This window comes from Streptomyces sp. NPDC059875 (assembly GCF_042731085.1).
Taxonomy (GTDB): domain Bacteria; phylum Actinomycetota; class Actinomycetes; order Streptomycetales; family Streptomycetaceae; genus Streptomyces.
Genome location: NZ_JBHWJZ010000034.1, coordinates 57,744 through 77,266, shown reverse-complemented (window position 1 = coordinate 77,266; position 19,523 = coordinate 57,744). Strand labels below are relative to the sequence as shown.

Genomic DNA, 19,523 nt, shown 5'->3' with positions numbered 1-19,523 from the left:
GTACAGGACGAGCTGATCACCGGGGTTCATGTCGACGACGGAGGTCTCGAACGGACCGCTGCCGACTCCCAGCGGGGTGCCGGTGGGCAGGTCGAGCAGTTCGGGCGGTCGGCCTGCCTGCCGTCGGAGGGCCGGGGGCGCGCGGGCCGGGCGGGGCCGGGCACCCGGCGGCGCGGGGGCTCCTTGGGGGGCACTGAGGTCACCTGCCGGAGTTCGTCGGGGCGGACGGGGTCGTCTTCGGCGTTTCGGGGGTCTGCCCGGGCGTCGTGACCGGCGTGGTCCCGGGCGTCGTGACCGGGGTGGGCTCCGGGGACGAGGAGGCGGCCCCGGTCGGCGTCGCGGGCGGCGGTCCGGTCGGGGTGCCGGTCGCGGTCGAGGTCGGGGGCGGGGTCCCGGTCGGCGTCGGGCTGGGCTTGGGCGCGGCCGCCTTGGAGGGCTCGCCGCGGACCGTACCGTCCGGATCGAGGAAGGCGGGGCTGCCGCCGGGGACCATGCCGAGCTCCCGCGCCCGCCGCTCCAGCGCGTCGGGCGCGGAGTAGTCGTCCACGTCGCGCTGCAGGGCCTGCTCCTCGTCGGTGAGCTCCGTGGTCCTGGTCTTGAGGTCACGCAGCTTGAAGGAGCCCTGGTTGAGGGCGGAGTTCAGCAGCAGGAGGGTGATGAGTCCGCCGCCGAGCAGGACCACGACGAGCAGGACGAAGGGGGTACGGGCGGCGGTACTGGGCCCGGACGGCATGAGCCGGCCGAGCCTCGCCGCCCGCCCTTTGAGCGGCCCCTTCGTCGTCATGCGTGCTCGTCCTCCCGAATGCGCTGCGCCCCGCGGAGCCGGGCCGGGGCGGCGCGGCGGTTCTCGGCGATCTCCTCCTCCGTGGGGAGCTCGGCGCCGCGGGTGAGCAGCTTCAGGCGGGGCTGGTACCGCTCGGGGACGACCGGCAGGCCGGGCGGGGCGGTGTTCGCCGCGCCCGCCGCGAAGACCTGCTTGACCAGCCGGTCCTCCAGGGAGTGGTACGACAGGACCGCGATCCGGCCGCCCACCGCGAGCGCCTTCACCGCCGCCGGGATCGCCCGCTCCAGGACGGTCAGCTCGCCGTTGACCTCGATGCGCAGGGCCTGGAAGGTGCGCTTGGCGGGGTTGCCGCCGGTGCGCTTGGCCGCCTGCGGCAGGGAGTCGCGGATCAGCTCGACCAGGCGGGCGCTGTTGGTGAAGGGCTCCTTCTCGCGCTCGCGCACGATCGCGGAGACGATCCGCTTGGCCTGCTTCTCCTCCCCGTACGCCCGCAGGATGCGGACCAGCTCACCGGCCGGGTAGGTGTTGAGGACCTCCGCCGCGCTGACGCCGGTCGTCTGGTCCATGCGCATGTCGAGCGGGGCGTCCTGCGCGTACGCGAAGCCCCGGTCGGCCTCGTCGAGCTGCATGGAGGAGACGCCCAGGTCGAAGAGGATGCCGTCGACGCGCGGGATGCCGAGCCGGTCGAGGACCTCGGGCAGCTCGTCGTAGACCGCGTGGACGAGCGTGGCGCGCTCACCGTAGGGGGCCAGCCGCTCGCCGGAGAGCCGAAGCGCCTCCTTGTCCCGGTCGAGGGCGACGAGCCGCGCCTCGGGGAAGCGGCGCAGCAGCGCCTCGCTGTGGCCGCCGAGGCCGAGGGTGCAGTCGACGACCACCGCACCGGGGCGCTCCAGGGCCGGGGCCAACATGTCCAGGCACCGCTGGAGCATCACCGGGACGTGTCGGTCGTTGCTCAATGCGCCCTCTCAGAATTCGGCTCAGATTCGGCGCGGCCGCTACGCATCCGCCGCACACGCGGGGGAGAAACTGCGGAAATCGCTCAATGTCTCCGTGAACTTCGCGTCACTTTAGTCCACTGGACCCGACGGTCAATCAACCGGCTGGCGCGTCGCGCGGGCCGGCGAGAGGAGTCGGGCATTCCCGACAGCTCACCCGTATGGGCTTGCTCTTCTCATGCCTGTGGGTTACCTCACAACAAGGCTCATTGACGTTCTTTGTCCGCTCTCACAGCAGGCCACGATCCCGTGTGACCACTACCGTCATAGACATGTCGACCTCTGCGCACCCCTCCGCCGACGCCGCCGACGTGATACGCACCGCCGGGACGGTCACCGACCGGCTCGTCGAGGCCAACGAGCGATACGCGGCCGGCTTCACCGACCCCGGCATGGACGCCCGCCCCGTGCTGAACGTGGCCGTGGTGGCCTGCATGGACGCCCGTCTCGACCTGCACGCCGCGCTCGGCCTGGAGCTCGGCGACTGCCACACCATCCGCAACGCGGGCGGTGTGGTCACCGATGACGTGATCCGCTCGCTCACGATCAGCCAGCGCGCCCTCGGGACCCGCAGCGTGATGCTGGTGCACCACACGAACTGCGGCCTGGAGTCGCTGACCGAGGACTTCCGGCACGAGCTGGAGGACGAGGTCGGCCAGCGTCCCGCGTGGGCCGTCGAGGCCTTCCGCGATGTCGACCAGGACGTCCGGCAGTCGATGCAGCGCGTGCGGACCTCGCCGTTCCTGCTGCACACCGACGACATCCGCGGCTTCGTCTTCGACGTGACCACGGGTCTGCTGCGCGAGATCGACCCCACCTGATCCGCCGGGCGCAACACAGCAAACCCCGGCATATCGCCCGCACTTGTCCACAGGCAAGTGACACAACCCGGCACGGGCAACAAGAATGCTCGGGTGACACCCCCCGAAGAACCGCGGGGGCAGGTGTCGGAGTTTTTCGGAGGGGCCGAGGAGGGCCGGGTGACGACCTATGACGATCGAGCGAGCCTCACAGATCTGACCACCACAGCGGAGCGCGTCCGCAGGTCGGTGGAGGGTGTGATCGAGGGCAAGCCTGAGGTCGTACGGCTTTCGCTGACCGTGCTGCTCGCCGAGGGGCATCTTCTGATCGAGGATGTTCCCGGCGTCGGCAAGACGATGCTGGCCAAGACGCTGGCGCGGTCCATCGACTGTTCGGTGCGCCGCATCCAGTTCACGCCCGACCTGCTGCCGTCGGACATCACCGGCGTGTCGATCTTCGACCAGCAGCGGCGGGACTTCGAGTTCAAGCCGGGCGCGATCTTCGCCCAGATCGTGATCGGCGACGAGATCAACCGCGCCTCGCCGAAGACCCAGTCCGCGCTCCTGGAGTCCATGGAGGAGCGGCAGGTCACCGTCGACGGGCAGACCTACGAGCTGCCGAGCCCGTTCATGGTCGTGGCCACGCAGAACCCGGTGGAGATGGAGGGCACGTACCCGCTCCCCGAGGCGCAGCGCGACCGCTTCATGGCGCGGGTGTCGATCGGCTACCCCAGCCCCGAGGCCGAGCTCCAGATGCTCGACATCCACGGGGCGGTCAACCCGCTCGACGACCTGCAGCCCGTCGCGCACGCCCACGACATCGTGAAGCTGATCGACGCCGTACGCGGTGTCCATGTCGCCGACTCCGTGCGCCGGTACGCCGTCGACGTCGTCGCCGCGACGCGCAACCACCCGGATCTGCGGCTCGGCGCCTCGCCGCGTGCCACGCTCCATCTGCTGCGCGCCGCCAAGGCGTCCGCCGCGCTCGCCGGCCGCGAGTACGTCCTGCCGGACGACCTCCAGGCCCTGGCCGTGCCGGTCCTCGCCCACCGGCTGCTGCCGACGGCGCAGGCCCAGCTGAACCGGCGCACGTCCGAGCAGGTCGTCCTCGACATCCTGCAGCGCACGCCCGTCCCGGTCGCGGCGCCGCCCGCCGGCCCGCATTACGGCCAGCCCGGCGTTCGGCAGCTGTGATGGCGACCGCTGCCGCGCCGGAGGGGCAGCGGGGAGACGACCGGAGCGCCGGCACGGGTGACGACCGGGGCGGAGTGCGGGCCGCGCTGAGCGGCCTCACCACGCGCGGCCGGTCCTTCCTCGCAGCCGGGGTCGCCGCCGCGATCTGCGCCTACGTCCTCGGCCAGAGCGATCTGCTGCGCGTCGGCCTGCTGCTCGCCGTGCTGCCGCTGATCTGCGCCGGGGTGCTCCACCGCACCCGGTACCGGGTCGCCGGCAGCCGCCGGCTCTCGCCCCAGCGGGCGCCGGTCGGCTCCGAGGCCCGGGTCCATCTGCGGATGGACAACGTCTCCCGGCTGCCCACCGGGCTGCTGATGCTGCAGGACCACGTCCCGTACATGCTCGGGCCGCGGCCCCGGTTCGTGCTGGACCGGGTCGAGGCGGGCGGCCGGCGCGAGGTCTCGTACCGGGTCCGCTCCGATCTGCGCGGCCGCTTCCCGCTGGGTCCGCTCCAGCTGCGGCTGAACGACCCGTTCGGCATGTGCGAGCTGACTCGCTCCTTCAGCGCCTACGACACGCTCACCGTGGTCCCCCGGACCGAAGCGCTCCCGCCGGTGAAGCTGGCCGGCGAGGCGGCGGGGTACGGAGACGGCCGGCAGCGCTCATTGGCGCTGGCCGGCGACGACGACGTGATCCCGCGCACCTATCGCCACGGTGACGATCTGCGCCGGGTCCACTGGCGTTCCACCGCGCGCTACGGCGAGCTGATGGTCCGCCGTGAGGAGCAGCCGCAGCGGGCCCGCTGCACGGTCCTGCTCGACACCCGCCGGATCGCCTACCAGGGAGCGGGTCCCGACTCGGCCTTCGAGTGGGCGGTCTCGGGCGCGGCGTCCGCCCTGGTGCACATGCTGGAGCGGGGCTATTCGGTACGACTCCTCACCGACATGGGCACCGCGGTGCCAGGCGAGGGCGCCGAGGGCTTCGCCGGTACGTCGCAGGACTCGGCCGAGGCGGCCGGGCTGATGATGGACACCCTCGCCGTCGTGGACCACTCCGACGGGGCGGGCCTCTCGCGCGCGTACGACGTGCTGCGCAGCGGGAACGAGGGCCTTCTGATCGCGTTCGTCGGCGACATCGACGAGGAGCAGGCGGCGGTGGCGGCCCGGATGCGGCAGCGCAGCGGCGCGGCCGTCGCGTTCGTCCTCGACTCCGGCACGTGGCTGACCGGCGGCGCGGTGACCGGTGCGGTCGACGAGCGGCTGCGGCAGCTGCGGGACGCCGGCTGGACGGCGCTGGCCGTGCGCCCGGGTGCCCGGCTCGCCGAGCTGTGGCAGCTGGCCGGCGGAGCGCGTGCGGAGTCCGCCGCGGGTGACACGTACGGAGGTTGGTCATGAGCGGCCTCGGGCGGCTGACACTGGGTGCCTTCGCGGCCACGCTGATGGCGGCGGGCGCGCTCCTTCCGCTGGTGAAGCCGGCGACCTGGATCTTCACGGCCGCGATCCTGCTGGCGGTGCAGAGCGGGGTCGGCGTCCTGACCCGGCGGGTGCCGCTGGCCCGGCCGCTGACGGTCGCTTCGCAGGCCTTCGCGAGCCTGCTGACGCTGACCCTCGTCTTCGCCCGGGAGCAGGCGCTGCTCGGCTTCCTGCCCGGGCCGCAGGCCCTCGGGCAGTTCGCCGCGCTGTTCCGGGCGGGCGCCGACGACGTCGGCACCTACGCGATCCCGGCCCCCGACACCGAGGGCATCCGGCTGATGGTGGTCGGCGGCGTGCTCGTGGTCGGACTCCTCGTGGACACGATCGCGGTGACCTTCCGCAGCGCGGCCCCGGCCGGTCTGCCGCTCCTCGCGCTGTACTCGGTGGCCGCGGGCCTCTCGGACGGCGGCGCGAGCTGGCTGTGGTTCCTGCTGGCCGCCACCGGCTATCTCCTGCTCCTCCTGGCGGAGAGCCGTGACCGGCTCTCGCAGTGGGGGCGGGTCTTCGGCGGCGCGCCGCGTCCCGGGAGCACGGCCGCGTCCGGGAGCGGACAGGCGCTCGCCCCGGTGCGGACCGGCCGGCGGATCGGCGTGGTGGCCATGGGCATCGCGCTGGTGGTGCCCGCCGCGCTGCCCACCCTCTCCGGCGGCCTGTTCGGCGGTGCGGGCGACGGGCCGGGCGAGAGCGGCAAGGGCGGCACGATCTCGGCCGTGAACCCGCTGGTCTCGCTCCAGGACAACCTCCGGCAGCCCGAGGACCGCGAGGTGCTCCGGTACCGGACCAACGCCACGGACACGAGCGGCATGTATCTGCGGCTCGTGGCGCTCGACCAGTTCGACGGCACCTCGTGGAAGTCCTCGGTCCGGCCGATCGAGGACGTGCCCGAGCGGCTGCCACTGCCCGACGGCCTCGGCGACCAGGTCCGAAGGACCGAGGTGACGGGCAACTTCGTGGCTTCCTCGACGTACGAGCAGAAGTGGCTGCCGATGCCCTACCCGGCGGCCCGGGTCGAGATCGACGGCCGCTGGCGGTACGAGCCGGCCGGGCGGATGATCGTCGGCGACGACAAGCAGAACACCCGGGGCGCCCGGTACACGGTGGCGAGCCTGGACGTGCGGCCGACGGCCGCGCAGCTGGCGGCGGCCCCGCCGGCGCCGCCCAAGCTCCTCTCCGAGTACACCCGGGTCCCCGACTCGCTGCCGCCGGACGTGAAGTCGAAGGCGCTGGAGGTCACCAGGGGCGCGCGGAACGACTACGAGCGGGCCGTGAAGCTCCAGGACTGGTTCGCGACCAGTGGCGGCTTCCGCTACGACGTCGAGGTCGAGTCGGGCACGGGGGTCCAGGCGATCTCCCGCTTCCTCGAGCGCAAGGAGGGCTTCTGCGTCCACTTCTCGTTCTCGATGGCAGCGATGGCGCGCTCCCTGGGCATCCCGGCCCGGGTGGCGGTCGGCTTCATGCCGGGCACCTCGCAGTCCGACGGCACGATGTCGGTGGGCATCCGGGATGCCCACGCCTGGCCGGAGCTGTACTTCGAGGGCGCGGGCTGGGTCCGGTTCGAGCCGACGCCGACGCGGGGCTCCACGCCGGACTACACGCGGCAGCAGTCCCCGACGGGGACGCCGACGGCGTCGGCGCAGCCGGAGGCCAGCGCCTCGGCGATGCCGACCGCGGCGCCGCGCACCTCGCAGAGCTGCTCTCCGCAGCTGCGTCGCCTCGGCGACTGCGGCCAGGACGTGGCGGCGGGCGGAGCGTCGTCCGACGGCGGTGGGGTGGATCCGCTGAAGGTGGTGCTGATCGTTCTGGCCGTGGCGGTGGGGCTGCTGCTGCCGTTGTCGCCGCTGCTGTGGCGTACGCGAGTACGGGCACGGCGGCTCGGCTCCTCGGGCCGCACGGCCGAGGACGCGGTGGCCAGGACCCTGGCGGCCTGGCGGGAGATCGGCGACACGGCCTGGGACCACGGGGTCGCCCCGGACGACTCGCAGACGCCCCGGAAAACGGCGGCCCGGATCGTTCGCCTGGGCGCCCTGGAGGGCGAACCGGCGAACGCGGTGCACCGGGTGGCCCGCGCGGTCGAAGGGGTCCTCTACGCCCCGCAGCCGCACCCGGCCACGGGCCTCGTGGACGAGGTCGCCTTGGTCAGGTCGGGCTTCGCGACAGCGTCGCCCCGAAAGACGCGCCTGCGCGCACTGCTCGCACCGCGCTCGGCCGTCCGGGTGGTGTGGGCGACATCGGAGCGCTGGTCGACGTGGACGGCTCGCTGGTCGGAGCGTGGCCGCGCCCTGACGGCCCGCGTGACGGGTTCGCTCCGCCGCGTATCGCGACAGCGCGGCTGACGGCCGGGGCCCCGGTGCCCCTAAGGGCGACCCGCCCTTGGGGGCACCCCCGCACCCCCACCCCGTCGTGGGCAACCGTCCCACTGGGCGGTGCCCACCCTCCCCCTCCGGGGTTGTGGGCAGGCGTACCCCAAAGCGGTGCTCACGCTCCCCACCCCCGTTGTGGGCAGGCGTTCCGCAGGGCGGGCCCACCCTCCCCACCCCCAGGGTTGTGGGCGGGCGTTCCCCACCGGGGGCCGTCCGCCCACCGGAGCGGGCCCACCCCACCCCCCGTTGTGGGCATTCGTTCCGCTGGGGCGGAACGGGTGGGCACAACGGACGGCGCCCTGGCGGGCGCGTCCGCTCCCTGGGCCTGTGCACCCCGGGAGCCCGCACGGCCTCGGGGTGCGGGGCGGTCGGGGCAGAGGCACCTGCAAGGGCGCCGTCCCGTGTGCCCACCCTCCCCCAGACTCCGTCCGGGGGGACCCCCAGCCCCGCGGGACGATTGCCCACAACGGGAGCGGGGCGGGGGCGCCGCCCTCCGGCGGAAGCCCTCCGCAAGGCTCCGCACATACGGCGAGCCCCGACAGGCCGCGCATCAGCGCGGGCCCGCGGGGCTCGGGGTCATAGGGAGGGCAACGGCCCTCAGGGCGCCGTCAGTGGCCGCCGCCCTGTTGTTCGTCCCGGCGGCGCTGCCACCGTTCCTCGATCCGGTTCATCATCGAGCGGCGCTGCCGGGCCTGACGGCCACCGGCCGCCGATCCGCCCGTCGCCTGCTGCTCACCCGGCTTGGGCGCCTTGCGCCAGCCGGTAACGGCCATCACCGCGCAGCCCAGCATGACGAGGAACCCCACCACGCTGATCCACCACTGCTGAGCGACCATTCCAGCCATGAGGAGCGCGATACCCACCAGGAAGCCGGCGACTGCCTGGTAGACCCGTCGCCGGGTGTACGTACGCAGTCCGCTTCCCTCGAGCGCTGTCGCGAACTTGGGATCTTCGGCGTACAGCGCTCGCTCCATCTGCTCGAGCATTCGCTGCTCGTGCTCCGAGAGCGGCACGGAGTCCTCCTAGTCGTCGGTCGCGGGGGCGACCGGGATGCGGCCCTTTCAGGATAGGCAGGGAATCGCCCCCGTGAAACCCGCCCTCAACGCCAAATCGCCAATCCGGGCCGCCATGCGGTTCGTTTGCTGAGGCGTTGATTCCCCAGCGCCCTACCTGTCATGCCGGATGGTGTCTCCCGATCATACGGGGCGAACTCCCCGTTCGGGGGGCCTGTGGCGTACTCCATGTGCGGCTGCGTCGCTGATCAGCCGGGTGGGGCACGTCCGGGGCAGGGCCCCGGACGTGCCGCCGGGCGGGTGTCAGGCGCGCTTCTCGCCCAGGACGTGCAGCTGGGTGGCGATGGCGTGGAAGGACGGCAGCTCCGCGGCGGCCGCCTCCAGCTTGAGCAGAGCCTCCGCCGCGCCGGGCTCGGTGTCGACCAGGACGCCGGGGACGAGGTCGGCGAAGACCCGCACGCCGTGCACCGCGCCGACGTCCAGACCGGCCTCGCCCGCCAGCTCGGACAGCTGGTCCGCGGTGAAGCGACGGGGCACCGGGTCGCCGTCGCCCCAGCGCCCGGACGGGTCGCTCAGGGCGGTGCGGGCCTCGGTGAAGTGCCCGGCCAGCGCGCGGGCCAGGACCGCGCCCCCGACGCCCGCGGCGAGCAGGCTGAGCGAGCCTCCGTCCCGCAGGGCCGCCACCGCGTTCCGTACACCCTCCGCCGGGTCGTCCACGTACTCCAGGACGCCGTGGCAGAGCACCACGTCGTACCCGTCCCGGCCGACCACGTCGAACAGGCCGCGAATATCGCCCTGGACCCCGCTGACCCGGTCGGCGACGCCGGCCTCGGCGGCCCGGCGCTCCAGCGCGAACAGCGCGTTCGGGCTGGGGTCGACGACGGTGACCCGGTGGCCGAGTCGGGCCACCGGTACCGCGAAGTTCCCGGAGCCGCCGCCCGTGTCGAGGACATCGAGGCTGTCCTTCCCGGTGGCCTTGACCCGGCGGTCGAGGGCGTCCCTGAGGACGTCCCAGACGACGGCCGTACGAAGGGAGGCGCGCGACGGGCGCGACGACGCCTCTCGACCGAAGACAGGGGAAGGGTCCGACACGGCTGTTGACTCCTCGGTGACGGTGCGCACGAACGCCTCCCACCCTATGGCCTCGGGCGTGCTCCCCCGCTCACCTCTCGATCACCCCGTGGCCTCCTCGGCGCCGGTCTGGCGGGGCAGCACGGGCTGGAGGACGAGGAGCCGCTCGACCAGGCGCAGGAACATGGCGGCGTCCCGGATCAGGTCGTCGGCGTCCCGGCTGCTCGCCGCACCGGGTATGCCCGCCTCGGCCCGGGCCCGACGGGACGCTCCGGAGGCGAACAGGGCGCTCCACTCGGTCAGCTCGGGCGCTATCTCGGGGAGCACTTCCCAGGCGCTCCGTATCCGCGCGCGTTTGCGCGGGTTGGTCTCGGGGCGGCCCCGGGCGGCGAGCACGGCCGCGGCGGTGCGCAGCGCGGCGAGATGGGCCGTGGCGTACCGCTCGTTCGGCGCGTCGTGTCCGGCGGCCTCTTCGAGGCCTGCGCGGGCCTGGGCGAGCAGGTCGAGTGCGGCGGGCGGCGCGGTGGCACGGCGCAGCACGGGGTGGACGTCGGTCGGTGGTCCGGACAGTGCGGGGGCAGGGCGGCCGGCGGCGCGGCGCCGGGGTGCGGCTGCTGCGGAGGAGCTGGTCATGACGAGCCTCCTGTCGTCGTGTGACGGCTCTGTGTCCGTATGTGTCCATCCTGAAGGGCACCACTGACAATCGCGCTGACCTGCACCTTTGCCTGGATCGCCGACTCAGGGGTAAGTTTTTGCACTGACTGGTCAGTTCAAAAATGGGGAATGTGGGGGTGGACCGGTGGAAGCGAACCCGGAGGAGCCGCACGGCGCCGCCGTCGTCGCGGACGGATTCGGGCTGAGAGGGCCGCGCGGCTGGGTCTTCCGCGAGGTCGGCTTCCGGGCCGAGCCCGGCTCGCTCGTCGCGATCGAGGGCCCGTCCGGCTCGGGCCGCACCTGCCTGCTGCTCGCCCTGACCGGCCGGATGAAGCCCCACGAGGGCCATGCCGAGGTCGCCGGGCTCCGCCTGCCCCGCAAGATGGCCGCCGTACGCCGGATCAGCGCGCTCGGGCCGGTGCCGGGAGTCAGCGACCTCGACCCGGCGTTCACCGTCGCCGAGCACCTGCGCGAGCGGGCCCTGCTCCAGCGCCGCTACGACGGCGCGGTCCGGGCCCTGCTCCGGCCCCCGGCCGAGCGGGCCGCAGCCGCCGAGGCCCGTATCGAGGCGGCCCTGGAGGCGTCCGGGCTCGACCTGGACGCCCTGCCGAAGGGCGAGCGGACCTCCGTACGGGACCTGGAGCGGCTGGAGGCCCTGCGCCTGTCGATCGCTCTGGCCCTGATCGGCCGGCCCCGGCTGCTCGCGCTCGACGACACCGACCTCAAGCTCTCGGACGCCGACCGGGCCGAGGCCTGGGCCCTGCTGCGCTCGATCGCCGACGCCGGCACCACCGTGCTCGCCGTCTGCAGCGAGGCTCCCGAGGACGCCTTGAAGATCACCACGGCGCCCCGCGCGACCGACGACGGCACGGCTGAAGACAGCACGGCCGAAGACGACACCACCGACGACGACACGACCGAAGACAGCACGGCCGAAGACGGCACGGCAGAAGCCGCCACGGCCGAAGACGACGCCATCGAGGACGACACCATCGAGGAGGGGGCAGCCGATGCGCTCGCCGAAACTGGCCGCGCTTGAGCTGAAGCGGTTCGGCAGGGGGAAGCTGCCGCGGGCCGCGCTCGTCGCGATCCTGCTGCTGCCGCTGCTGTACGGCGCGCTGTACCTGTGGTCCTTCTGGGACCCGTACAGCAGGCTCGACCGGATACCCGTCGCGCTCGTCAACGACGACAAGGGCGCCACCACCGACGGCAAGAAGATCAACGCCGGTGACGACATCACCAAGGGTCTGCTGGACAGCAAGGTCTTCCAGTGGCACGAGGTGAGCGAGGCGGAGGCCCGCAGGGGCGTGGAGGACGGGACGTACTACCTCTCGCTGACGATGCCGGGCGACCTCAGCTCCCGGATCGCCTCCAGCTCCGGCGACGCCCCCGAGACGGGCGCGCTCCAGGTCCGTACGAACGACGCCAACAACTACATCGTCGGGCAGATCTCCCGGACCGTCTTCTCCGAGGTGCGCACCGCCGCCTCCACGAAGTCCTCGCGCACCTTCCTCGACAAGATCTTCATCTCGTTCTCCGACATCCACGACGCCACCGCCGAGGCCGCCAAGGGCGCCGGTGAGCTCAAGGACGGCGTGGACAAGGCGAAGAAGGGCTCCAAGAGCCTTGCCGACGGCCTGAAGGACGCCAAGAAGGGCAGCGGCGACCTGGCCACCGGCCTGAGGAAGCTCGACAAGGGGGCGGGCGAGCTGGAGACCGGCTCCCGGCAGGTCGCGAACGGCACGCAGGCGCTCGCCGACAAGGTCAACGGGAGGGCCGCCCAGGTCCGCCCGTACCTGAAGAACAACGGCAAGACGATCGGTGACACCGCCCGGCTCGTCGGCCACTCGGCCGCGGCCGTGCGTCACGACCTGGAGGACGTGGTCCGCCGCGCCCCGCTCGCGCGGACCGCCGCGCACGTGGCCGACGACAAGCTGGACGCGCTCCACAAGAAGGAGTGCGTGGACAACCCGCTGCCGGACGCCAAGGCCTGCCCGGTCCTCAAGGAGGCCAAGGTCACGGCCGACGACGTGGCGAAGATCGCCGACGACCTGCACGAGCTGACGAAGGGCAGCGACGGCGACCTGAAGAAGCTCAACGCTCAGCTCGTCACCCTGGAGAAGCAGGCCGAGGACCTGGCCAAGGCCGCCCCGCACCTCGACGAGGACCTCGAGAGCGCCGTCAAGAAGATCAACAAGCTCAACACCGGTGCCCAGAAGGTCGCCAAGGGAGCCGACGAGCTGCACACCGGCCTCACGAGCGCCAAGACCGGTTCCACGAACCTCGACACGGGTGTCGGCAAGCTCAAGAAGGGCGCCGGGGACCTCGACGGCGGTCTGTTCAAGCTGGCCGACGGCTCCGGCGAGCTGGCGACCGGCCTGACCGACGGGGTCGCCAAGATCCCCGACTACGACAAGCAGGACCGTGACCGGCGTACGGAGGTCATGGCCGACCCGATCGAGCTGGCCAACCAGTCGCTCCACAAGGCGCCCAACTACGGCACCGGCTTCGCCCCGTACTTCATCCCGCTGTCCCTGTGGGTCGGCGCGATGGTGGCGTACATGCTGATCCAGCCGCTCAACCGGCGCGCCCTCGCCGCCGGCGCCTCCGCGTGGCGGATCGCGCTGGCCGGCTGGCTGCCGGTCGCGGCCGTCGGCCTGCTCCAGGTCGCCGCGCTGATGTCCGTCCTGCACTGGGGCCTCGGCCTCCAGATGGCCAGGGCGGGCGGGACCGTGGGCTTCCTCGCCCTGGTGACCTGCTGCTTCGCCGCGATCATCCAGTGGCTCAACGCCCGCTTCGGTGCGGCGGGCCGGATCCTGGTGCTCGCCGTGCTCATGCTCCAGCTGACCTCGGCGGGTGGCACCTACCCCGTTCAGACCAGCCCGGGCTTCTTCAACGCGATCCACCCCTTCCTGCCGATGAGCTACGTGGTCGAGTCGCTGCGCCGACTGATCACGGGCGGCGGGATCGGGCCGGTCTGGCAGGCGGTCGCGGTGCTGACGGCGTTCACGGTGGGCGCGCTCGCGCTGACCGCCGTCTCCGCCCGGCGCAAGCAGGTGTGGACCCTGGACCGGCTCCACCCCGAACTGTCCTTGTGACACCTGCCCCTGTGACACCCGCGAGACCTGTGAGAATCAAGCCCATGGACAGCAGCAGCACCAGACGCCAGGCCACGCGCGCGAAGCTCTACGAGGCCGCCGTCACGCTCATCGCCGAGCAGGGCTTCTCGGCGACGACGGTGGACGAGATCGCCGAGCGCGCGGGTGTCGCCAAGGGCACGGTCTACTACAACTTCAAGAGCAAGACCGAGCTCTTCGAGGAGCTGCTGCGGCACGGAGTCGCCCTGCTCACCGCCTCCCTGCGGACGGCGGCGGAGGAGACGGCGGAGCGGGGCGGGAGCCGGGTCGACGCGCTGGACGCGATGATCCGGGCGGGCCTGGTCTTCATCGACCGCTATCCGGCCTTCACCCAGCTGTACGTGGCCGAGCTGTGGCGCACCAACCGCGCCTGGAACTCGACCCTCCTGGTCGTCCGTCAGCAGGCGGTCGCCGTCGTGGAGGACGTGCTGCGCGAAGGCGTCGAAGGAGGCGAGCTGAGCGAGGAGATCGACATTCCGCTCACCGCGGCCGCGCTGGTCGGGATGGTTCTGGTGGCCGCCCTCGACTGGCAGGCCTTCCAGCGGGAGCGCTCGATCGACGACGTGCACAGCGCGCTGTCGCGGCTGCTGCACGGCCGTGTGGGCGGCCGCTGACCGACCGCCAGGGAACCATCGCCCGGGAACAACCACCGGGGAACATCCACCGGAGAATCAACCGCCGGGAAACGCGCCGGACGGCGAGGCTCGATCCCCCCGAGCCTCGCCGTCCGGCGTTTCGCACCCCCGTGCACCCCCGTGCACCCCCGTGCCCCCGTTTGCACCCCCGTGCCGGCAGGTGCACGGCCCCGTTCCGCCGCCCCGTGTCGGCGGTGCGGAGCCGTGCCCCTTCCGTTGCCACCACTCTGCCGTCTTCGCAGGTCGCAGCCCATCCGCATCCCTACTCATCTCATCGTCTAGGTACGGGTACTCAGGCCTGGATACGATCGCGGGCGTGTCCGTACTCCCCCTGGTCTTCACCAGTGGCTGGGCGAGCGGGATCAACGCGTACGCGGTGGTCCTGCTGTTCGGCATCTTCGGCGCGACCGGTCTCACCGACGAGGTGCCCGAGTCGCTGCAGCGCACCGATGTCCTGATCGCCGCCGGGGTGCTGTTCCTGTGCGAGGCGGTGGCGGACAAGATCCCCTATGTGGACTCCCTCTGGGACTCCGTCCACACGGTGATCCGGCCGGTCGCCGGGGCCGTCGTGGGCGCCCTGCTGGCCGGGCAGTCCGGTTCGCTGCCCGAGCTCGCGGCGGGCGCGGTCGGCGGCTCGACCGCCCTGATGAGCCACGTCGTCAAGGCCGGGACACGGATGGCGATCAACACCTCGCCGGAGCCGTTCTCGAACGTCGCCATGAGCCTGGCCGAGGACCTCGGGGTCGCCGGGATCATCACCTTCGCGATGTTCAACCCGGAGGTGGCGGCGATCATCGCGGCCGTGCTCCTCGTGGGCGGCCTGGTGATACTGGGCTTCCTCGCCCATCGCATCCGCCGCTTCCTGCGCCGCAGAGCGCAGCGGCGGGAGGAACGGCGCCTGGCCGCCGCGGAGGCGAACCCACCACCCGACTGAACTGTCGGTGGCGGCCGATAAGGTCCCTGACATGGCACGGATTGTGGTGATCGGCGCGGGCATGGGCGCCATGGCGGCGGCCGCCCGGCTCGCCGTGGCGGGCCACCGGGTGACGGTGTACGAGCGCGGTGGGACGTACGGCGGTGCGGTGCGCCGCTTCGAGCGGGACGGGTTCGCCTTCGACACCGGCCCGGGGCTGCTGCATCTGCCCGCGGTCTACCGCGATCTGTTCGTCAAGACCGGCAAGGAGCCGCTGGAGGACTGCGTCGAGATGACGCAGGTCGACCCGGCGAGCCGCCATCTCTTCGCCGACGGCACCCGCGTGGACCTGCCCAACGCCTCGCGCGCGGGCACCGTCTCCGCCCTCGACACCGCGCTCGGCGCGGGCGCGGGCGAGCGCTGGGGCGAGTTCCTGGTCCGGGCCCGCGAGGCATGGGACCGCACCCGCCGCCCCCTCCTGGAGGAGCCGCAGCCCTCGGACACCTCCCCGCTGGCCCGTGAGCCGTACCCGGCCCTGAAGGCGCCGTTCCTGCGGCGCCGGACGACCACCTTCGACCAGATCGGCCGGCGGGAGCTGCGCGACCCCCGGCTCGTCGCGCTCCTGGACTCGTACGCCTGGGCCTACGGCTTCGACCCGGCCACCGCTCCCGCGTCGGCCGCCGTCCTGCCGTACATGGAGCAGACCTTCGGGACCTGGTACGTGAAGGGCGGCATCCGGGCGCTCGCTGACGCGGTGTACGAGCGGTGCCTGAAGCGGCGGGTCGAGTTCGCCTTCGGTGCCGAGGTCACCGCCGTACGGGAGAAGGACGGCCGGGCCGTCGGGATCGAGCTGGCGGGCGGCGAGGTCGTCGAGGCGGACCACGTCGTCGCCGGCGCTCCCGTTCCCGCGCTGTACGGGGACCACGTCGTGGCCTGGGAGCGTCAGGACGACTGGCCGCGGTACCAGCACGACGTGACCGGACGGGTGACGGTCTGTCTGGCTCTGCGCGGAGCCCGGGAGGCGGAGGCCGCGCACCGTACGGTCGTCCATGAGGCCGGGGACCACCCCACCACGACCGTGCTGCGGCCCGACGACCCGTCACTGCGCCCCGACGGCGACCACGAGTCGGTGACGGTCACGGCAACGGTGAACGTGTATCCGGAGCACGACTGGTCGGAGATCGCCGAGGAGATGGTGAAGGCTGCGGAGTCGGCCGTTCCCGGGCTCCGTGACCGGCTGCTGTGGCAGGAGGTCCGTACCCCGGACGACACCCTGCGGGAGACGGGCGTCCCCGAGGTCCCCGGCCCCGCCCTCGCGGGCGACGGCGGCGACTTCCTGCCCGCGGCCAACCGCTCCCCGCTGCCGGGTCTGTACTTCGCGGGCGGCTGGTCCCACCCGGGCGGCGGGCTCGCCCACGCGGGCATGTCGGGCGCGCTGGTGGCCGGGCTGATCGTCGAGGGCGCGGACTTCCGCGGCTCGCGGTAAGCGGCTGGATCAGTACCGGTACTGCTGGTCGTTGTTGTAGCTCTCGTAGTTCTCGTACCCCTGCTGCGGCTGCTGCTGGGCGGGCTGCTCGGTGTCGCGCTGCTGCGGGACCCATACGCCGCCGGGCGGGGTGTCGTAGCCGTACGAGGGCGCGTAGGGGTCCGCGTAGGACTGCTGGCCGCCGGTGCCGTAGTCGTACGAGGCGTACTGCTGGCCGTCGGTCCCCGGGCCGATGTACGGGTCGGAGTACGCGGCGTACTGCTGCTGGCCGTGGCCGTAGTCGTAGGCCGACTGCTCGTAACCCGGCGCGTAGCCGCCGTAGCCGTCATGGCTGCCGTAGCCGCCGTACGCGGGCTGGGCTTCGGGCTGGGGCTGCGGGTGCTCCTGGGCGTGGGCGTACGCGGTGTCGTAGATGCCGTACTGGCCGGTGTCGTCGGGCATCGGCTGGGGCTCGTAGACCGAGGTGGTCTCGGCGGCCGAGGGCTCCGCGGCCTCGTAGGAGAGCTCGCTGACCTCCAGGGTCGGCCCGGCCTCGGCGGGCGCGGCGGACCTACGGCGACGACTCGCGCCCGGGCTGCCGCCGATGGCCCAGCCGGTGGAGAACCCGCGGCGGAAGGACAGGGTCACGTAGGTCTGGCCGACGGCGAAGGCGATCGCCCCCGCGATGATCACCGCGACCGAGGGCATCAGGACACCCAGGACCACGCCGAGGAAGCCGCAGAAGGCGAGCACCCGCCAGCGCAGGCGCGCCTTGTACTGCAGGAGCACCTCACCCAGCAGCCACAACGCGACGACACCGAACGCGATGTAGAGGACCGTCCACCCCATGCCCGCCCCTCTCCTACGGCCACCGCCGCGGGTCTGGGGCGGGTACGCCGGTCACGACTGCACGTGCAGTCCGAGATTCTCGTAGATCTCCAGCGTCGCGGTGGAGTTGTTCAGCGTGATGAAGTGCAGTCCGGGGACACCCTCGGAGAGCAGACGCGCGCAGAACTCCGTCGCGAACTCGATGCCAATGGAGCGTACAGCGGCCGGATCGTCCTTGACGGCGAGGATGCGCTCTTTCACATCCGCCGGGAACAGCGCGTTGCTGAGCTGGGGGAGCCGGTCGAGGGTCTTCACGTTCACAACAGGCATGACTTCGGGGATGATCGGCGTCTCGCAGCCGGCCTTCGTCACGCTGTCGCGCATCCGGAGGTAGTTCTCCGGATCGAAGAACATCTGCGTGATCGCGTAGTCGGCGCCGGCCCGGCACTTGTCCACGAAGTGACGGATGTCCGTGTCCCAGTCACTGGAGCGGGGGTGCATCTCGGGGAAGGCGGCGACGCCCACGCAGAAGTCGCCGGACTCCTTGATCAGCCGGACCAGGTCGGCGGCGTACCGCACTCCCTCGGGGTGCTCGACCCACTCACCCAACGGGTCGCCCGGCGGGTCGCCGCGCAGGGCCAGCATGTTCCGGATGCCGGCGTCCGCGTACTGGCCCAGGACGTTGCGCAGCTCGGCCACGGAGTGGTCGACCGCGGTGAGGTGCGCCACCGGGGTGAGAGTGGTGTCACCGGCGATCTTCTGGGTCGCCTTGACCGTCCCGCCACGGGTCGAGCCGCCGGCGCCGTAGGTCACCGAGACGAAGCTCGGCCCCACCGCCTCCACTCGACGCAGCGCGTTCCACAGGCTCCGCTCGCCCTTCTCGGTCCGGGGCGCGAAGAACTCGAAGGAGTACGAGGGCTTGCCGGCAGCGAGAATCTCGCGGACCGTGCGTGCACGGTCCGAGCGGGTGGAAGCGGTACCAAGGGCCATACCGGCAGGTTAGACGGGGTCATACGGCCCGCGAAGCTCCGTCCGAGGAATGGACATGTTTTTGGACAACGTCCAAGGGGCGGACGCGAGCTTCGGACGTTACGCCGAGAAGGTCATGCCGAGCGCTCGCGGACCCGCTTGGCCAGGCGGGCCGTCGCCGCGGCCGGGTCGTCGGCCTCGGTGATCGCCCGGACGACCACGATCCGGCGCGCCCCCGCGTCCAGCACCTCGTCGAGCGTCGTCTCGTCGATCCCGCCGATGGCGAACCAGGGCCGGTCCTGCTCCAGGGCGGCCGCGTACCGCACGAGGTCGAGGCCGGGGGCGTACCGCCCGGGCTTGGTGGGGGTGGGCCAGCAGGGGCCGGTGCAGAAGTAGTCCACGCCCGGCTCCGCGACGGCCGCGTCCACCTCGGACTCGGCGTGGCAGGAGCGGCCGATCAGCACCTCGTCGCCGAGGATCGCGCGTGCGGCGGGCACGGGCAGGTCGCCCTGGCCCAGGTGCAGCACGTCGGAGCCGATGGCGTGGGCGACGTCGGCCCGGTCGTTCACGGCGAGCAGCTTGCCGTGCCGGCGGCAGGCGTCGGCGAACACGGCGAGGTGCTCCAGCTCCTCGCCGGCCTCCATGCCCTTGTCGCGCAGCTGCACGATGTCCACGCCGGAGGAGAGCACGGCGTCGAGGAAGGCGGACAGGTCTCCCTGGCGCTTGCGGGCGTCCGTGCACAGGTAGAGCCGGGCGTCGGCGAGCTGCTCGCGAGGCGTGGACATGGGTGCTTCCCCCCGTTGGGTCCGGTGGTTCCGTGGGGGCCGGGCGGGACCCGGCCCCACGGAACCACCTGTGTGGTGTCTTCGGTACGTCAGACGGCGAGCGCCTGGGCGCGGCGCTTCACCTCCGTGCCGCGATTCTCGCTGAGGGCCTGCGCGGGCGTGCCCGGCAGGGTCGGGTCGGGAGTGAAAAGCCACTCCAGCATCTCTTCGTCGGTGAAGCCGTCGTCCTTCAGGAGCGTCAGGGTCCCGGAGAGGCCCTTGACCACCTTGTCGCCGTCGATGAAGGCGGCCGGTACCTGAAGCGCCTTGTTCTCACCGCGGCGCACGGCGATGAGCTGGCCCTCCTTGACCAGCTGCCGCACGCGCGTCACCTCGACATCGAGCATTTCCGCGATGTCGGGGAGGTAGAGCCAGGCGGGGACGAGAGCATCGATTCTTGCGTCAATCTCGGTCACGTGGACAAGCCTGC

General features: G+C 72.4%; 18 protein-coding genes. 9 read left to right on the top strand and 9 right to left on the bottom strand.

The window, feature by feature from the left end:
• Positions 1-199: 199 nt before the first annotated feature.
• Positions 200-784 (bottom strand): septum formation initiator family protein, encoded by a 585-nt coding sequence (locus tag ACFV9D_RS31795; RefSeq protein ID WP_385153922.1) that lies wholly within the window; start codon positions 782-784, stop codon positions 200-202.
• Positions 781-1,740, bottom strand: coding sequence for a 16S rRNA (cytosine(1402)-N(4))-methyltransferase RsmH (rsmH, locus tag ACFV9D_RS31790; RefSeq protein WP_385153919.1), 960 nt, complete (start codon positions 1,738-1,740; stop codon positions 781-783). Before rsmH ends, ACFV9D_RS31795 begins: the two co-directional genes overlap by 4 nt.
• Before the next feature lie 311 nt (positions 1,741-2,051).
• Between rsmH and ACFV9D_RS31785 the strand changes: the two genes are divergently transcribed.
• The 4 genes from ACFV9D_RS31785 to ACFV9D_RS31770 all read left to right on the top strand — a co-directional run bounded on the left by ACFV9D_RS31785 (position 2,052) and on the right by ACFV9D_RS31770 (position 7,557).
• Positions 2,052-2,600, top strand: coding sequence for a beta-class carbonic anhydrase (locus ACFV9D_RS31785; RefSeq protein ID WP_385153916.1), 549 nt, complete (start codon positions 2,052-2,054; stop codon positions 2,598-2,600).
• Between the two features lie 159 nt (positions 2,601-2,759).
• A complete protein-coding gene (locus ACFV9D_RS31780) occupies positions 2,760-3,773 on the top strand; it encodes an AAA family ATPase (RefSeq protein ID WP_385153913.1) in 1,014 nt (337 codons plus the stop codon).
• Entirely contained in the window at positions 3,773-5,146 is a 1,374-nt protein-coding gene (locus ACFV9D_RS31775; protein WP_385153910.1) for a DUF58 domain-containing protein, read from the top strand. The genes ACFV9D_RS31780 and ACFV9D_RS31775 overlap by 1 nt, the downstream gene beginning before the upstream one ends.
• Positions 5,143-7,557: a DUF3488 and DUF4129 domain-containing transglutaminase family protein gene (locus ACFV9D_RS31770; protein ID WP_385153907.1), complete on the top strand. Its 2,415-nt coding sequence runs from the start codon at positions 5,143-5,145 to the stop codon at positions 7,555-7,557. The genes ACFV9D_RS31775 and ACFV9D_RS31770 overlap by 4 nt, the downstream gene beginning before the upstream one ends.
• 635 nt (positions 7,558-8,192) lie before the next feature.
• On the opposite strand, the gene ACFV9D_RS31765 is transcribed toward ACFV9D_RS31770, so the two are convergent.
• From ACFV9D_RS31765 to ACFV9D_RS31755, 3 genes are all read right to left on the bottom strand, one after another.
• Positions 8,193-8,597, bottom strand: coding sequence for a DUF3040 domain-containing protein (locus ACFV9D_RS31765; protein ID WP_384530833.1), 405 nt, complete (start codon positions 8,595-8,597; stop codon positions 8,193-8,195).
• 303 nt (positions 8,598-8,900) lie between these two features.
• Positions 8,901-9,689: a class I SAM-dependent methyltransferase gene (locus tag ACFV9D_RS31760; RefSeq protein ID WP_385153904.1), complete on the bottom strand. Its 789-nt coding sequence runs from the start codon at positions 9,687-9,689 to the stop codon at positions 8,901-8,903.
• A gap of 81 nt (positions 9,690-9,770) precedes the next feature.
• The gene (locus ACFV9D_RS31755) at positions 9,771-10,301 is read right to left on the bottom strand and encodes an SAV_6107 family HEPN domain-containing protein (RefSeq protein ID WP_385153901.1); all 531 of its coding nucleotides are present in this window, start codon (positions 10,299-10,301) and stop codon (positions 9,771-9,773) included.
• A gap of 166 nt (positions 10,302-10,467) precedes the next feature.
• Here ACFV9D_RS31755 and ACFV9D_RS31750 point away from each other — a divergent pair, with 166 nt between their 5' ends.
• The 5 genes from ACFV9D_RS31750 to ACFV9D_RS31730 all read left to right on the top strand — a co-directional run bounded on the left by ACFV9D_RS31750 (position 10,468) and on the right by ACFV9D_RS31730 (position 16,493).
• Positions 10,468-11,361 carry an ATP-binding cassette domain-containing protein gene (locus tag ACFV9D_RS31750; RefSeq protein ID WP_385153898.1) on the top strand — a complete coding sequence of 298 codons (894 nt, stop codon included), beginning with the start codon at positions 10,468-10,470 and terminating at the stop codon, positions 11,359-11,361.
• Positions 11,333-13,420, top strand: coding sequence for a YhgE/Pip family protein (locus ACFV9D_RS31745; RefSeq protein ID WP_385153895.1), 2,088 nt, complete (start codon positions 11,333-11,335; stop codon positions 13,418-13,420). Before ACFV9D_RS31750 ends, ACFV9D_RS31745 begins: the two co-directional genes overlap by 29 nt.
• A gap of 44 nt (positions 13,421-13,464) precedes the next feature.
• A complete protein-coding gene (locus ACFV9D_RS31740; protein WP_385153892.1) occupies positions 13,465-14,073 on the top strand; it encodes a TetR/AcrR family transcriptional regulator in 609 nt (202 codons plus the stop codon).
• A gap of 337 nt (positions 14,074-14,410) precedes the next feature.
• The gene (locus tag ACFV9D_RS31735) at positions 14,411-15,028 is read left to right on the top strand and encodes a DUF4126 domain-containing protein (protein ID WP_385153890.1); all 618 of its coding nucleotides are present in this window, start codon (positions 14,411-14,413) and stop codon (positions 15,026-15,028) included.
• A gap of 31 nt (positions 15,029-15,059) precedes the next feature.
• Entirely contained in the window at positions 15,060-16,493 is a 1,434-nt protein-coding gene (locus ACFV9D_RS31730; protein ID WP_385153887.1) for a phytoene desaturase family protein, read from the top strand.
• 9 nt (positions 16,494-16,502) lie between these two features.
• Here ACFV9D_RS31730 and ACFV9D_RS31725 read toward each other — a convergent pair whose 3' ends face one another.
• From ACFV9D_RS31725 to ACFV9D_RS31710, 4 genes are all read right to left on the bottom strand, one after another.
• Positions 16,503-17,321 (bottom strand): hypothetical protein, encoded by an 819-nt coding sequence (locus ACFV9D_RS31725; protein ID WP_385153884.1) that lies wholly within the window; start codon positions 17,319-17,321, stop codon positions 16,503-16,505.
• A 51-nt stretch (positions 17,322-17,372) separates the two neighbouring features.
• Positions 17,373-18,290 carry a methylenetetrahydrofolate reductase [NAD(P)H] gene (metF, locus tag ACFV9D_RS31720; RefSeq protein ID WP_385153881.1) on the bottom strand — a complete coding sequence of 306 codons (918 nt, stop codon included), beginning with the start codon at positions 18,288-18,290 and terminating at the stop codon, positions 17,373-17,375.
• Between the two features lie 113 nt (positions 18,291-18,403).
• Positions 18,404-19,054 (bottom strand): thiamine phosphate synthase, encoded by a 651-nt coding sequence (thiE, locus tag ACFV9D_RS31715; RefSeq protein WP_385153878.1) that lies wholly within the window; start codon positions 19,052-19,054, stop codon positions 18,404-18,406.
• 89 nt (positions 19,055-19,143) lie between these two features.
• Positions 19,144-19,509: an Rv2175c family DNA-binding protein gene (locus tag ACFV9D_RS31710; protein ID WP_158986532.1), complete on the bottom strand. Its 366-nt coding sequence runs from the start codon at positions 19,507-19,509 to the stop codon at positions 19,144-19,146.
• Positions 19,510-19,523: the final 14 nt, after the last annotated feature.

Bases quoted from the DNA above. Each gene is read 5' to 3' on its own strand.
- ACFV9D_RS31795 (WP_385153922.1), bottom strand. From the start codon at position 784: ATGACGACGAAGGGGCCGCTCAAAGGGCGGGCGGCGAGGCTCGGCCGG.
- ACFV9D_RS31785 (WP_385153916.1), top strand. From the start codon at position 2,052: ATGTCGACCTCTGCGCACCCCTCCGCCGACGCCGCCGACGTGATACGC.
- ACFV9D_RS31775 (WP_385153910.1), top strand. From the start codon at position 3,773: ATGGCGACCGCTGCCGCGCCGGAGGGGCAGCGGGGAGACGACCGGAGC.
- ACFV9D_RS31770 (WP_385153907.1), top strand. From the start codon at position 5,143: ATGAGCGGCCTCGGGCGGCTGACACTGGGTGCCTTCGCGGCCACGCTG.
- ACFV9D_RS31755 (WP_385153901.1), bottom strand. From the start codon at position 10,301: ATGACCAGCTCCTCCGCAGCAGCCGCACCCCGGCGCCGCGCCGCCGGC.
- ACFV9D_RS31745 (WP_385153895.1), top strand. From the start codon at position 11,333: ATGCGCTCGCCGAAACTGGCCGCGCTTGAGCTGAAGCGGTTCGGCAGG.
- ACFV9D_RS31740 (WP_385153892.1), top strand. From the start codon at position 13,465: ATGGACAGCAGCAGCACCAGACGCCAGGCCACGCGCGCGAAGCTCTAC.
- ACFV9D_RS31730 (WP_385153887.1), top strand. From the start codon at position 15,060: ATGGCACGGATTGTGGTGATCGGCGCGGGCATGGGCGCCATGGCGGCG.
- ACFV9D_RS31725 (WP_385153884.1), bottom strand. From the start codon at position 17,321: ATGGGGTGGACGGTCCTCTACATCGCGTTCGGTGTCGTCGCGTTGTGG.
- metF (WP_385153881.1), bottom strand. From the start codon at position 18,290: ATGGCCCTTGGTACCGCTTCCACCCGCTCGGACCGTGCACGCACGGTC.
- thiE (WP_385153878.1), bottom strand. From the start codon at position 19,054: ATGTCCACGCCTCGCGAGCAGCTCGCCGACGCCCGGCTCTACCTGTGC.